Here is a 14,756-nt window from a genome sequence, read left to right as displayed (position 1 = left end):
ACTCCTCTCCCTGCCTTGCTCGCATCCGGTCCTGCGTGCGTGTTCCCCGTCTGCCCTGCTCAACACCGTAACCGCCGTAGGGTACGGCGGGACCGGCACCGAACAGGCAGCAGGTGCACGCCGGCGCACCTCGTGAGGCCTACGACCCCAGAACCGAAGCCAGGAACTCCCCGGTCCACCCCAGCAACTCCCGCCCGAGCAGAGGCTTGCCGCCCACCTTCGCCGTCTTCGGGCGAGGGACCAGCACCTGATGTGCCGCCGGCTTGATGACCGTGCCCGGGTACAGACGCTTGAGACGGAGTTCCTGGGACTCGCGCAGGTCGACCGGGGCGAAGCGGATGTTGTTGCCCTGGAGGACGACCTCGCCGACACCGCAGGCTCGGGCCAGCATGCGCAGCCCCGCGACCAGGAGCAGGTTCTCGACCGGCTCGGGGAGCTTGCCGTAGCGGTCGACGAGTTCCTCGCGTACGGCGGTGATGTCAGCCTCGGTGTTGACGGAGGCGATCGCCCGGTAGGCCTGGAGGCGGAGCCGCTCCCCGGGCGCGTAGTCGAGCGGGACGTGCGCGTCGACCGGCAGCTCGATCTTGACTTCGAGCGGCGGCTCCTCCTCGATCGCACCGGTCTCCAGCTGCCGGCGGTAGTCCGCGACCGCCTCGCCGACCATGCGGACGTACAGGTCGAAGCCGACGCCCGCGATATGGCCGGACTGCTCGCCGCCGAGCAGGTTGCCCGCGCCCCGGATCTCCAGGTCCTTCATCGCCACGTACATGCCCGCGCCCATCTCCGTGTGCTGGGCGATCGTCGCCAGCCGCTCGTGGGCCGTCTCCGTCAACGGCTTCTCCGGCGGGTACAGGAAGTACGCGTAACCCCGCTCCCGGCCTCGGCCGACCCGGCCGCGCAGCTGGTGCAGCTGCGACAGGCCGAAGGTGTCTCCCGCTCCACGATCAGCGTGTTCGCGTTGGAGATGTCGATGCCCGATTCCACGATCGTCGTGGAGACGAGGACGTCGAACTTCCTCTCCCAGAAGTCGACGACGACCTGCTCCAGGGCCTGTTCCGACATCTGGCCGTGGGCCGTGGCGATGCGCGCCTCGGGAACGATCTCGCGCAGTCGCGCGGCGGCGCGGTCGATGGATTCCACCCGGTTGTGGATGTAGAACACCTGGCCCTCGCGCAGCAGTTCACGGCGGATGGCCGCGCCGATCTGCTTCTGCTCGTACGGGCCGACGAAGGTGAGGACCGGGTGGCGCTCCTCCGGCGGGGTGGTGATCGTCGACATCTCCCGGATGCCCGTGACGGCCATCTCCAGCGTCCTCGGGATCGGGGTCGCCGACATCGTCAGCACGTCGACGTTCGCGCGGAGCTTCTTCAGCTGCTCCTTGTGCTCGACGCCGAAGCGCTGCTCCTCGTCGACGATGACGAGGCCGAGGTCCTTGAACCTGGTCTCGGAGGAGAAGAGCCGGTGGGTGCCGATGACGATGTCGACCGAGCCCTCCCGCAGGCCCTCCAGGGTGGCCTTGGCCTCGGTGTCCGTCTGGAAGCGGGACAGGGCCCGGACGTTCACCGGGAACTGCGAGTACCGCTCGCCGAACGTGCCGAAGTGCTGCTGCACCAGCAGGGTGGTCGGGACGAGGACGGCCACCTGCTTGCCGTCCTGGACGGCCTTGAAGGCGGCGCGGACCGCGATCTCCGTCTTGCCGTAGCCGACGTCGCCGCAGATCAGGCGGTCCATCGGGACCGTCTTCTCCATGTCCTCCTTGACCTCGGCGATCGTCGTGAGCTGGTCGGGCGTCTCGGCGTACGGGAAGGCGTCCTCCAGCTCCCGCTGCCAGGGCGTGTCCGCGCCGAACGCGTGACCGGGCGCCGCCATCCGGGCGCTGTAGAGCCTGATCAGGTCGGCGGCGATCTCCTTGACCGCCTTCTTCGCGCGCGCCTTGGTCTTCGTCCAGTCGGCGCCGCCCAGGCGGTGCAGCGTGGGGGCCTCGCCGCCGACGTACTTGGTGATCTGTTCCAGCTGGTCGGTGGGAATGTAGAGCCGGTCGCCGGGCTGGCCGCGCTTGGCCGGGGCGTACTCGACGACGAGGTACTCGCGGGTCGCGCCCTGCACGGTCCGCTGCACCATCTCGATGTAGCGGCCGACGCCGTGCTGCTCGTGGACGATGTAGTCGCCCGGTTCCAGGGTGAGCGGGTCGATGGTCTTGCGTCGGCGGGCCGGCATACGGGCGCCGTCCTTACCGGCCGCCTTCTGGCCGGAGAGGTCGGTCTCGGTGAGGACCGCCAGTTTCAGGGCCGGGGCGACGAAGCCGTAGTCGATCGAGCCGCACGCCACATGCACGACCGACGGGGAGATCTGCCCCAGCTCCGCCTCCAGGCGGGCCGCGACGCCCTCGCCGCCGAGCACCTCGACCGTGCGGGCGGCCGGCCCGTGGGCCTCGGTCACGAACACCGTGCGCCAGCCGTCGGCGAGCCAGCCCTTGGTGTCCGCGAGGGCCTTCGCGGTGTCGCCGCGGTAGGTCTCGGGGGCGCGCATGCCGAGCTTGAGGGTGTCCGAGTCGCCCGCCGTGTCAGCGCCGGACGTCCACGTCTCGTCGGCCGCGAACGGGGACACCGACCACCACATCATGTCCAGCTCACGGGCCCGGTCGCGGACGTCCGCGAGGGACCGCAGGGAGGCCTCGCCGACGTCGATGGGTGCCTCGCCGCCGCCGGCGGTGGCCGCCCAGGAGGCCTGCAGGAACTCCTGCGACGTGGCGACCAGGTCCGCCGCCCGTGTGCGCACCCGCTCCGGGTCGCACACGACGGCCATGGCACCCTTCGGCAGGACGTCGATCAGCAGCTCCATGTCGTCGACGAGGACCGGAGCGAGGGATTCCATGCCCTCGACGGCGATGCCCTCGGCGATCTTGTCGAGGAGTTCACCGAGCTCCGGGTGGCGCTCGGCGAGGGCACGCGCGCGGGCGCGTACGTCGTCGGTCAGGAGCAGTTCGCGGCAGGGCGGAGCCCACAGGCCGTGCTCGGCGACTTCTAGGGAGCGCTGGTCGGCCACCTTGAAGTACCGGATCTCCTCGACGTCGTCGCCCCAGAACTCCACCCGGAGGGGGTGCTCCTCGGTCGGCGGGAAGACGTCCAGGATGCCGCCGCGCACGGCGAACTCGCCGCGCTTCTCGACCAGTTCCACCCGGGAGTACGCCGCTGCCGCCAGCGCCTCGACCGTGCGGTTCAGATCGGCCGAGCCGCCCGTGCGCAGCGCGACGGGCTCCAGGTCACCGAGCCCCTTGACCTGCGGCTGGAGGACGGAACGCACGGGGGCGACGACGACCGACACCGGGCCGGTCTCCGGGTCGTCCGGGCTCGGGTGGGTCAGGCGGCGCAGCACGGCGAGGCGGCGGCCGACGGTGTCGCTGCGGGGGCTGAGGCGTTCGTGCGGGAGCGTCTCCCACGCCGGGTACTCCACGACGCCGTCCGGGGGCAGGAGCGAGCGCAGCGCCGCCGCCAGGTCCTCGGCCTCGCGGCCCGTCGCCGTCACGGCGAGTACCGGGCGGCCGGCGTCCCGGGCGAGCGCCGCCACCGCGAAGGGGCGGGCGGCCGGGGGGCCCACCAGGTCGATGTGGGTGCGGTGGCCGTCGGCCGCCGCCCTGATCGCTTCCGCGAGGGGGGCGTCCTTGACTACGGCGTCGAGGAGACCGTGCAGGCTCATGAAGGGCGATTCCCGTCCGGGGTGACTGAGCTGGTGGGGCAACACGAACGCCCGGACTCCTGTGACGGGCCGGGGGTGTCCAGGGTACGACGCGCGGTGCGGGTGGTGCGGGGGGCTGTGGACAACCGCCGGGTGCGACTCGGCGGGGACTCACCCCCGCCGGTGGACCGGGGGATCCGCGCGTGTGGACATGTACCGGTGCGTCGCGGCTCGTCGGGTACCGGTGCGTCGCGGCTCGTCGGGCGGTTGCCCGCGCCCCTTCCAGGTTCGCCCCTTCGCAGACGGCCCGCCCAACCTCTGGGGCACCCGGGTGGAGCCCGGCGCCCGGAAGCCGATGCTTCCGGGCGCCGGGCTCTCCCCGGTACCCCCGTGTCCCCCGTGCTCGGTGGCTATTCCGTCGCGATCGCGTTCAGGACGTTCATCCGGCCCGCCCGGAACGCCGGCACCAGCGCCGCGAACAGCCCCACGAAGGCCGAGCCGATGAAGACCCCGATGATCGTCGGCCAGGGGACGTCGAGGACGTTCAGGCCCTCCAGGGCGAGGAGCTGCTGGGCGGTGGCGCCCCAGCCCATCCCCAGGCCCAGGCCGAGCAGGGCACCGAACAGGGCGATGACGACCGACTCCAGACGGATCATGCGGCGCAGCTGGCGGCGGGAGAGGCCGATGGCGCGCATCAGGCCGATCTCACGGGTCCGCTCGACCACCGACAGGGCCAGGGTGTTCACGACACCCAGGATCGCGACGATGATCGCGAGGGCGAGCAGGCCGTAGATCATGTTGAGAAGCTGGTCGATCTGGCCCTTGAGCGCTTCCTTGTAGTCGGTCTGGTCGCGGACCTCGTACTGCGGGTAGTCGTGCAGCGCGTCCTTGAGGGACTTGTACGCCGCCGCGGTCTGGCCCTCCTTCGCCGAGGCGAAGAGAAGCTGGTCGAGGGGCATCTTGTCGGCGGGAACGTACGTCGCCATCGTGTCGATGGATGTGTACATGGCGCCGGCGTCGATGACGACGTCACTGCTGGTGATGGCGCGGACGGTCAGGTCGGCCGTGGAACCGTCCTTGAAGGCGACGGCGATCTTGGAGCCGAGTTCGACGCCGTGGTCCTCGGCGAACTTCTCGTGGACCGACATCGAGTCGGGCCTGTAGGCGTCCGTGAGCGTGCCGGCGACGGTCTCGGTGGCGAGGTCGGTGGCGTAGCTCGGGTCCGCGGCGGTGATCGCCGTGTCCTTGAGGGTCTTGCCGTCGGGGGTGGTGAAGTCGGCCCTGGTCCACTTGTACTGGGTGACGTTCCGTACGCCCTCGGCGGACTTCGCGGCCTCGACGGCCTGCGGGGTGATCAGCTGACCGGTGTCGGACTGGATGATGAAGTCCGTGCCGACGGTCTTGTCGAGCTGTTCCGTGGCCGAGGCGACCATGGACGAGCCGACGACCGACAGACAGGCGACCAGGGCGAGGCCGATCATCAGGGCCGCACCCGTGGCCCCCGTACGGCGGGGGTTGCGCAGCGCGTTGCGCTCGGCCATCCGCCCGACCGGGCCGAAGGCCCGCAGGACGACCGCGCCCAGCACCCGCACCACGGCACCGGCGAGCAGCGGTCCGATGACGACGAAGCCGATGAGGGACAGCACGACACCGCCGCCCAGCCACATGGAGCCCTCGCTCGCCTTGTCGGCGGCGGACGCCAGGTACAGGCAGGAGCCGCCGGCGCCGGTGAGGAGCAGACCGATCACGGTCCGGACGACTCCGGCCTTGGCGTCCAGCGGGGCGCCGGCGTCGCGCAGGGCGGCCATCGGGGAGACCTTGCCGGCGCGCCGGGCGGGCACGTAGGCGGCGAGGACGGTGACGACGATGCCGAGGAGCAGGCCGACCGCCGGGGTGGTCCACGCGATGGTGAGGTCGTCGGTGGACAGGTTCATGCCCGTGGCGCTCATCAGCTTCATCAGGCCGATGGCGAGGCCCACGCCGCCGGCGACGCCGAGGACCGAGCCGAAGACGCCGAGAAGCAGCGCCTCGACGAGAACCGACCGGTTGACCTGGCCTCGGCTGGAACCGATGGCACGCATGAGGCCGATCTCGCGGGTCCGCTGGGCGACCAGCATCGAGAAGGTGTTGATGATCAGGAAGATGCCGACGAGGAAGGCGATCCCGGCGAAGCCGAGCATCGCGTACTTCATCACGCCCATGAACTCGCCGACGTCCTTGGCGTTGGCGTCCGCGATCTCCTTGGCGGTCTGCACCTTGTAGGCGCCGCCCAGCTCGGCTGCGACGTTCTTCTTCACCTGCGCGTCCGTGAAGCCGGCGGCGGCGGTGATGTTGATGTCGGTGTACACGCCCGTCTCGCCGACGAGGGCCTTCTGGGCGGTCTCGGTGTCGAGGTAGAAGATCGCGGCGCCCGGGTTGGTGACCTGGAACTCGGCGACGCCGGAGATCTTCGCCTCGTGCGTGCCGACGGCCGTGATGACGCCGATCTCGTCGCCGAGCTTCAGGTCGTGCTTGTCGGCGGTGTCCGCGTCCACCATGATCTGGTCCGGCCCGCGCGGGGCGTTCCCGGAGGCGATCTTCATGGTGCGTGCGTCGTTGGCGTTCCAGTTGCCGACGACGGTGGGGGCGCCGCTGGTGGGCGAGAGGTTGTCCTTGTCGGCGTCGACGACCGTCACCGATGTGGAGAAGACGGTCCCCTCGGCCGACTTCACGCCGTCCGTGCCGTCCACCTTGTCGAGGAGGGACGCCGGCAGGACCGGCGGCCTGCCGTTGTCGGCCTGCGTCTCACCGCTGTCGGAGGCGCCCTTGGCGCTGACCGTGACGTCGGAGGAGGTGGCCGCGAACATCTTGTCGAACGTGGTGCCCATCGTGTCGGTGAAGACCAGGGTCCCCGTCACGAACGCGACCGACAGCATGACCGCGATGGCCGACAGCGCCATGCGTCCCTTGTGCGCGAAGAAGTTGCGCAGGGAGGTCTTCATGACGCTCATGACGTGCGCCCCCGGGCGTCGAAGTCCTTCATACGGTCCAGCACGGCGTCGGCGGTCGGCTTGAGCATCTCGTCGACGATGCGGCCGTCGGCCAGGTACAGCACGCGGTCCGCGTACGAGGCGGCCACCGGGTCGTGGGTGACCATCACGATGGTCTGGCCCAGCTCGTCGACGGACGTGCGCAGGAAGCCGAGGACCTCGGCGCCGGCCCTGGAGTCCAGGTTGCCGGTCGGCTCGTCGCCGAAGATGATCTCCGGCCGGGCGGCCAGCGCACGGGCCACGGCGACGCGCTGCTGCTGGCCGCCGGAGAGCTGGGTGGGCCGGTGCTTGAGCCGGTCGCTCAGGCCGACGGTGTCGACGACCCGGCCCAGCCACTGCTGGTCGGGCTTGCGCCCGGCGATGTCCATGGGAAGCGTGATGTTCTCTATCGCGTTCAGCGTCGGCAGCAGGTTGAACGCCTGGAAGATGAAACCGATCCGGTCCCGGCGCAGCCGCGTGAGCTTCTTGTCCTTCAGCCCGGTGATCTCGGTGTCGTCCAGATAGATCTGACCGCTCGTCACGGTGTCGAGCCCGGCGAGGCAGTGCATCAACGTGGACTTGCCGGACCCCGAAGGGCCCATGATCGCGGTGAACCGGCCACGCGCGATGTCCACGTCGACGTCGTCGAGGGCGACGACACGGGTCTCCCCGGACCCGTAGGCCTTCACGACCTGCCGCGCCCGCGCGGCAACGGCCGTAGTCCCTCCAGTACCCCCGTGCCTGGTGATGGTCACAGCCGATGTCACGGTATGTCTCCTATGTCGTTCAGCAGGTGAGTCGTACGACGTGCGGTGCCGAGTCGTACCAGGTGGTGTGCTGATGAGTCTGGTCTGCGGAGGGTGTCCGGCGCGCTGGTGCTCAGCGCAGTCCTCTGCTGGGGAAAACCCCACCCCCCGCGGGTCCGGTGCACCGCCCCCCAGCGGCGTAAAGCCAGGTTAAGGACGACAGGCACCCCGTCTCGTCCTCCGACGGTACGAACCCGCCCCGAGCCCTAGTACGGAGGTACCCCTAAGGGATCTCCGCCCAGGGGTGGAGATCGCCTCAGGGTCGGCCACCTCCTCGGGGTGCCCCCAGGCTGCACCCTGCCGTGGCGTGAGGGTCAAGTGGCATGGTGTTCCCGGCAGATAGGTGCAGGGGGAAGGAATCCGGTGGGCGACACACGACCCGCGCTGCGTGACACGGCACAACCCGCCGGACCCGGCAGGCGAGGAGCCGTCGCCGCCGCCCTCATGCTGGCCATGGGCCTGGCCGCGCTGGACTCCACGATCGTCTCCACCGCCGTACCGCAGATCGTCGCCGACCTCGGCGGCTTCTCCGTCTTCTCCTGGCTCTTCTCGGGCTACCTGCTGGCCGTCACCGTCACTCTCCCCCTCTACGGCAAGCTCTCCGACACCTTCGGCCGCAAGCCGGTCCTCATCGCGGGCGCGGCCCTGTTCCTGCTGGGCTCCCTGCTCTGCGCGCTGGCCTGGAACATGGCCTCGCTGATCGCCTTCCGCGTCGTCCAGGGCCTGGGCGGCGGCGCACTCCAGGGCACGGTCCAGACCCTCGCCGCCGACCTCTACCCCCTGGCCGAGCGCCCCAGGATCCAGGCCAGGCTGTCCACGGTGTGGGCGGTGTCGGCGGTGGCGGGCCCCGGGGTGGGCGGGGTACTGGCCACCTACGCGGACTGGCGCTGGATCTTCCTCATCAACCTCCCGCTCGGCGCGGCGGCACTGTGGCTGCTGGCCCGTCACCTGCACGAGCCGCGGCGGGAGGCGACGGGCCGGCCCCGGGTGGACTGGGCGGGCGCCCTGACCGTCTTCGCCTGCGGCGGGGCCCTGCTGACGGCACTGGTGCAGGGCGGAGTGGTCTGGGACTGGCTCTCCTGGCCGTCCATGTCGCTGCTGGGCGCGGGAGCCGCCCTGATCGCCCTGCTGGTGCTGATCGAACGCCGGGCCGCCGAGCCGGTCATCCCCGGCTGGGTGTGGCGCCGCCGCACGATCGCGGCGGTGAACCTGGCGCTGGGCGCGCTGGGCCTGCTGATGGTGGCGCCCACGGTCTTCCTCGCGACCTACGCCCAGTCGGTGCTGGGCCTGGCGCCCGTGGCCGCCGGTTTCGTCGTCTCCGTCTGGACACTGAGCTGGCCGGTGTCGGCGGCGCTCAGCCAGCACGTCTACCGCCGCATCGGCTTCCGGAACACGGCGATGCTGGGCATCGCCGCGGCGGCGGCCCTCCTCTTCTCCTTCCCGCTCCTCCCCTACCCGGGCGAGGCCTGGCAACCGATGCTGCTGATGCTCCTCCTGGGCGCCGCGCTGGGCCTGTTCCAACTCCCGCTGATCGTGGGCGTCCAGTCGACCGTGGAGTGGGCGGAGCGCGGCACGGCCACCGCGTCGATCCTCTTCTGCCGGCAGACCGGGCAGACGGTGGGCGCGGCGATGTTCGGCGCGGTGGCCAACGGGGTGCTGGCATCCCGGCTCGGCGGCGCGGGAAGCCTGGATGCCGTCACCCACTCCCTAGACGCCGGCACCACCACCGAGCCCGTCCGCCGCGCCGTCGCGGACGCGGTCCACGCCGTGTACCTGGGCGCGGGGTGCGCGGCGACGGTGGCGTTCGTGGTGCTGCTGGTGGTGGCGCCGCGGAGGTTTCCGGTCCTGAAGGACTGAGGGCCCCGGGCTGTTCCGGTCGGCCCGCGCGGCGCGGGCCATGCCCGCGCGTGCTCACCGCGCCCGGTGCCGCGGCGGGCGGCGTCCGCCCGTCAAGGAGCGGTGCGTGTTCTCGGCGCGCGCCGGACGGAAGCCTGGTGCCGCGGCAGGCGACATCTGCCCGTGAAGGAGCGGCGTCCGGTGCGTGTTCTCGGTGGGCCGGCCGGAAGGCGTCATCCGCCCGAAGGGCCTGGGCGTACTCGGGCTTTCGGCCGGTGCGGCGAGCGGGCGTGCCGGGCGTCGCGAGGGGGCGAACGTCGCCTGCCGCGGCACTAGTCGGTGAGCGCCGACAACCTGTCCTTCACGCAGTCCATCTGCGCCTGCACCTCGTCCCACCTCTCCCCGTGCTCCAGCAGTACCCTCTCGGTCTCCCTCGCCACCCTCTCCTCCCGCGCCCGCGCCTCGGCGATCAGCTCCGCGGCGCGGGCCTCGGCCCGGTCCTGCAACCCGGCCGCCGCCGCCTCCGCCTCCGCGAGGGCCCGCTCGGCCTCGGCGACCTCCGCCTCGGCGCGGGCGGCCCGTTCGGCGTACCGGGTGCCGAAGGCGGCCTCGCGTTCGGCGATGTCGCGCTCGATGTCGGCCACCCGCTCGTCGTACTCCTTGTCGAGTTCGGCAAGCATCCCCTCGGTCCGCTGCCGCACCTCGCGCAGCGCGGACAGCGCCTCGCCCCGTTCCTCCTTCACCGCGCGCCGGGCCGTGATCCGCAGGTCGTCGGCCTCGGCCTGGGCGGCCAGCAACCGGTGCCGGGCCCGCTCGTCGGCCTCGCCGCGCACCTCGTCGGCGTACGCCCGCGCGGCGCCCCGCAGGCGCGAGCCCGCCTCCTCCGCCTCCTCCACGACCCGGCGGGCCTCATGGCGCCCGCTCTCACGGACGGCCGTGGCCTCCTCCACGACGAGTTCGAACAGCTGCCGGGCGCGCCCGCCGAGCGCCTCGTACGTCTGCGGGGCCAGCCCCTGGACCGTCTCGCGCAGCCGGGCCAGCTCCGCGCCCATGTCCCGGGCCAACACGGTCAGCCGGGCGGCCCGCTCCCACGCGGCGTCCCGGTCCCGGAAGAGGGCCGCCGCGCAGGCGTCGACCTGGCCGGGGCGGTAGCCACGCCGTACGACGCCGAAGTCGAAGTCATGGGGTGCCGTCGGTGCGCTGCTCATGCTGGGCCCTCTCCGCCGGACGCACACGAAATGATGATTTCGCGCACATCCTGATGTATCGGACAGAAGTGTTCATAACGCGACACTCCGTGCGAGGGTCACGGGAGGCGGCGGGCAACGCGAATTGCCGAGGGGCCTGACCGGTCGTACGACCGGTCAGGCCCCTCGGCAATTCGCGTCGTCCAGTGCCGTGGCACTAGTGCCGACGCGTCACAGCAAGCCGTCCCACATCTGCTCCAGCAGCACCGACCACCAGCTCTCCGGCGAGGCGAGCGCCGCCGGGTCGAGGGCGGCGAGCTGCGCCTGGAAGTCGACGGTCCAGCGGCCCGCCTGCTCCTGGTTCAGCCCGAACCGCAGCCGCCACATCCGGCCGAGAAGGGCGAGGCAGCGCGCGAACTCCGGCAGCCCGGTGTTCACGAACTGCGGCGGCACCGGCACACCGCCCTGCCCTGCCTCCACCGGCACGGCCACGATGTTCGCCGTGCCGTACTGCACGCACAGCGCCTTGCCGAAGTCGCTGCCCATGACGAGGTACGAGCCCGCGTCGACCGCCGGCTGCACGCCCCGCTCCTGCGCCAGCTCCGCCAGCGTCGGCACCGGACGGCCCGGCTGGGCCTGCGCCCAGAAGAACGGGCCCATGTCGACCGGCAGCCCGGCCACCACCAGCGTGTGCGCCACGATCGGCGGGACACCCTGCCGCGACACCGCCTGCTGGTCGAACCGGAACATCCCCGGCCCGAACACCGCCGCCAGCTCCTGCCCGATCGCCTCCGGCGGGATCGGCGGCGCCGGCTGCACCGGCTGCACCGGCGCCCGCACCGGCGCGAGCCGTGCCGGACCGTCCGCAACCTGGTGCAACTCGCCCTGGTGCGCGATGAGTTGGGCCATGCCCTGCTGCCGGCTCGCATGGTCCTTGCCGTACGGCGCGATGGACGTGATGCGCGCGTTCGGCCACTGCTCACGGATCATCCGCGCGCAGTACGCCCCCGGCAGCTCGCACGACTCCAGCTCCGTGTGCAGCTCCAGCACGGCCTCCGGCGGAATGTTCATCCCGCGCAGCTCGTGGAAGATCTGCCACTCCGGGTGCGGCGTACCCGGCGCCGACCGCCGGATCACCTGCTGCTCGGAGCCGTCCGGCGCCCGATAGCGCAGTACGGCCTGGTAGCCGGGGCCGACGGTCGGCTGCCCGGTGGGCTGCTGCGGATAGCCATACGCCGACGGGGCCCCCATCGGCTGCCCCGGCTGCCCCGGCACGGGCTGCGGAGCCCCCGGCGGCATCCCGGGCGGACCGGGCGGCTGCGGGGCACCAGGACCACCGACCGGCGGCCCGGCCAGCATCGTCGCCGCGTGGTGCACACCGCCCGCGGGCGTACCCCCGGGCGGATTCGGCGCACCGGGAGCACCGGACGCACCAGGAGCGCCCGGCTGCCCCGGAGCGCCAGGGGGCCCCGGCGGCTGGGGCGCACCAGGGCCGCCCACCGCCGGCCCCGCCAGCATCGTCGCCGCGTGGTGCACACCGCCCGCGGGCGTACCCCCGGGCGGATTCGGCGCACCGGGAACACCGGGACCCCCCTCGGGCCCGTCCGGACCGAGAGAGGAGACCAGCTGCGTCGGCACGTACCCGCCCGCCGGGGTGCCCGGCGCACCGGGCCCGGACGACGGCGGAGGCGTGCTGCCGGGACGGGCGCCCGGGATACCGGGCGGGGCCGGCGGCGGAGGCGTGGTCGGCCTTTCGCCCCGGCGCGGAGGCGGCGCCGCCTTGCTCGTGGCGGCGTCGGCGATGTCACCGGCGTCGGGCGCCGGCGGACGACCGGGCGGCGGCGTACCGGGACCCTGCGGGCCGGGCGCGACCCCCTGCGGATGGCCGTAGGACGGCGCGCCCGGCGACGGAGCCCCTGGACCCGCCGGCTGCTGCTGGTGGTGCTCCTGCGGACCGCCCGGCGCACCCGAGCCGGGGCCGCCCACCGCCGGCGCCACCGTCGTACGCGGCAGCCGGCTGCCCCCGGACATCAGCGCGGTCTTGGCGTCCGGCAGCGCGCTGGGCGCCGGGGCGTCGTTCTCGTCGTTCACCTCCGACAGCTGCGGCGCGAACACGGTCTCCGGCAGCGGCACCGAACGGTCGTCCCCGGCCTCGGCGTTGGTGTCCGTCCCGGCCCACGGGGTCGCCCCGGCGGGCACACCCGGCACCGCGTCCTGCGGCTCGGCGTCCCGCGGCGGCACCGCGTCCCGCACCTCGTCGCCCGCCGACGCGGCGGCCGGCCACGGCGTGGCGTCGGCCGGTGTGGCGGGCGACGCGGCGGGCGGCGGAGTCCGCCCCACCGGCCCCGGCAGCGTCTCGGGCATCGCACCGACGCCCACGGACGCCCCGCCCGCGCCGCCGAGGGAAGCGGAGCCACCCGCCGGGTCCGCCGCGGCGGCCGGACGCGAGCCGGCACCATCCGACGCCCCGGCCCCGGCCTTCGCGGCGGCACCGCCCCCCGCTCCCGCTCCCGCTCCCGCTCCCGACCGATGGTCCGGAATCCCCATCCTGTCCGCCGCGTCCTGCAACCACTCCGGCGGAGTCAGCAGGAACGACGTCTGGTTCAGATCCACCCGGGCCGGAGGGGCCGGCGCCGCCACCGGAGCGTCGTCCGGACGGCCGTACTCCTCCTCGTAACGGCGGATCACCTCACCCACCGGCAGCGACGGCCACAACGTGGCCTCCCCGCTGTCCCGGGCGATGACCAGCCGCTGCGCGCCACCATCGGACCGTGGACCGTCCGCCCGGTCCTCGGCCCACACCACGAACCCGAGTTCGAACTCCCGCACCCGCACCTCACGGTGCTGGTAGCCGGGCACGTCCCCGTTGACCCACTCCTCGGCGCGCTCCTGCGCCTGAGCGAACGTCACCATCGAAAACTCACTCCCCCACCGAAGACGCCGCGGCGCCCTCGGCGACCGGCACGGCACGTGCGAAGCCACCGTCCACCATCAGGTTCGCCACCGTCTCCAATTCCGGCGGATTGCCCGCCAGCCGGGACAGGAACGTGTCGAAGTCCTCACCGGCGGGGAGCAGCAACCGCTCCACCCGCTCGGCCGGCGACCACGACGGATCGACGTCACGGGCGTCGTCGTACGCGCAGAACCACACCGACCCCGCCCGCTCACCCCTCACCTTCACCGCGAGCAGCCCACCCTGCGCGAACGCGACGCACAGATAGTCCTTGGTGAGATGGTCCCGCAGACACTTGTTGACATACACCAGGTCATTGACCGCGGCCTCGTCCCGCACCGTGAAGAACGGCTGGTCGAGCAGCAGCCCCAACTCCGCGTCAAGAGCCGCCCCCACCGGAGCACAACCCCCCGCCGCCTTCAGGAACGACCGGTACGCGCCCGGCAGCCGGTACCCGAGATCCTCCTCGACCCCCTGCACCTGCGACTCGGTCACCGCCACCGCAGACGACTTCGGCAGCCCGAAATGCGCCGGCCTGGTCTCCTGCAACGGCCGCGTGCCCCGCTTGTGGTGGTCCACACGCGCCGTCGCGATACCACCGTGATGCCGCAGCAACGCCTTCACCTCGACCGGCACCAACTCCAGCCGCCGACCACCCGGCGCGTGATGCCACGTCCAGCCGTGCGGCGTCGCCACCGACGGGATCGTGTCCCACAGCTCGTGCCCCGTCGCCGCCAGCGCCGCGTTCGCCGACACATAGTCCGTCAACCGCAGCTCATCGACCCCGAACCCCTCCGGAGGATCGGCGATCTCCGCCGCGGCACGCGCATAGGGCGAGAAGTCCGGGAAGCCGTGCGCGTCAACACGGACACCCCTCGGATGACGCGCGGCCCGGACCGGGTCCGGAAACTGCACGACCTGCCCGGCGTAGGCCGCGTTCGGCGGCGCGGCTTGCTGCCCGAGCCGACCTGTCGTCATGGCGGTAGCCCCCTGCGGCGTTCTGTGTGACCTGTACTGGCTGCGGTGTTGCCCTGTCCCACCGCTCTCCGACAGCGGAACAGGCCCCGATATGACCTGCTCTGCCCCCTCGATCGCAAGACCGAACGGATCGCGGCTGCCGACAGCCTAAGCGGTACGGCGACACCGGTCACCGGGCCTCCGCCACGGTGACCAGCCGTCACACCACCCTTACGCAACGCCGAAGCCCGGGCGTGTCGCACTGCCCCAGCTTCCGCACCCGCCACACCGTTTGGCACTCTGTGTCCGCTGGCGGGGGATGTCATAGGAGGGG

The 14,756-nt window shown here is 72.3% G+C and carries 6 protein-coding genes and 1 pseudogene; 1 reads left to right on the top strand and 6 read right to left on the bottom strand.

The annotated features are described in order from the left end of the window. Window positions 1–139: 139 nt before the first annotated feature. The 3 genes and pseudogenes from mfd to WBG99_RS21455 form a co-directional block, all read right to left on the bottom strand. Window positions 140–3,696, bottom strand: a pseudogene (gene mfd, locus WBG99_RS21465) (transcription-repair coupling factor). A 389-nt stretch (window positions 3,697–4,085) separates the two neighbouring features. Continuing rightward, entirely contained in the window at window positions 4,086–6,665 is a 2,580-nt protein-coding gene (locus WBG99_RS21460) for an FtsX-like permease family protein (RefSeq protein WP_338897841.1), read from the bottom strand. Continuing rightward, window positions 6,662–7,450, bottom strand: a complete 789-nt coding sequence (locus tag WBG99_RS21455) for an ABC transporter ATP-binding protein (RefSeq protein WP_338897840.1) — start codon at window positions 7,448–7,450, stop codon at window positions 6,662–6,664. Before WBG99_RS21455 ends, WBG99_RS21460 begins: the two co-directional genes overlap by 4 nt. Before the next feature lie 402 nt (window positions 7,451–7,852). Here WBG99_RS21455 and WBG99_RS21450 point away from each other — a divergent pair, with 402 nt between their 5' ends. Further along, window positions 7,853–9,346, top strand: coding sequence for an MFS transporter (locus WBG99_RS21450; RefSeq protein WP_338897839.1), 1,494 nt, complete (start codon window positions 7,853–7,855; stop codon window positions 9,344–9,346). Window positions 9,347–9,657: 311 nt separating this feature from the next. Here WBG99_RS21450 and WBG99_RS21445 read toward each other — a convergent pair whose 3' ends face one another. The 3 genes from WBG99_RS21445 to WBG99_RS21435 all read right to left on the bottom strand — a co-directional run bounded on the left by WBG99_RS21445 (window position 9,658) and on the right by WBG99_RS21435 (window position 14,443). After that, window positions 9,658–10,533 carry a cellulose-binding protein gene (locus WBG99_RS21445; protein ID WP_338897838.1) on the bottom strand — a complete coding sequence of 292 codons (876 nt, stop codon included), beginning with the start codon at window positions 10,531–10,533 and terminating at the stop codon, window positions 9,658–9,660. Window positions 10,534–10,743: 210 nt separating this feature from the next. Next, complete coding sequence (locus WBG99_RS21440) at window positions 10,744–13,425, bottom strand: SUKH-4 family immunity protein (RefSeq protein ID WP_338897837.1); 2,682 nt, start codon at window positions 13,423–13,425, stop codon at window positions 10,744–10,746. A 7-nt stretch (window positions 13,426–13,432) separates the two neighbouring features. Next, window positions 13,433–14,443, bottom strand: coding sequence for an SMI1/KNR4 family protein (locus WBG99_RS21435; protein WP_338897836.1), 1,011 nt, complete (start codon window positions 14,441–14,443; stop codon window positions 13,433–13,435). Window positions 14,444–14,756 lie beyond the last annotated feature (313 nt).

Origin of the sequence: Streptomyces sp. TG1A-60 (genome assembly GCF_037201975.1) — a bacterium.
Lineage (GTDB): Bacteria > Actinomycetota > Actinomycetes > Streptomycetales > Streptomycetaceae > Streptomyces.
This window is presented reverse-complemented; position numbering and strand designations above follow the sequence as displayed.

Coding starts and splice junctions, on each gene's coding strand:
- WBG99_RS21435 (WP_338897836.1), bottom strand. CDS start 14,443: ATGACGACAGGTCGGCTCGGGCAGCAAGCCGCGCCGCCGAACGCGGCC.
- WBG99_RS21445 (WP_338897838.1), bottom strand. CDS start 10,533: ATGAGCAGCGCACCGACGGCACCCCATGACTTCGACTTCGGCGTCGTA.
- WBG99_RS21460 (WP_338897841.1), bottom strand. CDS start 6,665: ATGAGCGTCATGAAGACCTCCCTGCGCAACTTCTTCGCGCACAAGGGA.
- WBG99_RS21440 (WP_338897837.1), bottom strand. CDS start 13,425: ATGGTGACGTTCGCTCAGGCGCAGGAGCGCGCCGAGGAGTGGGTCAAC.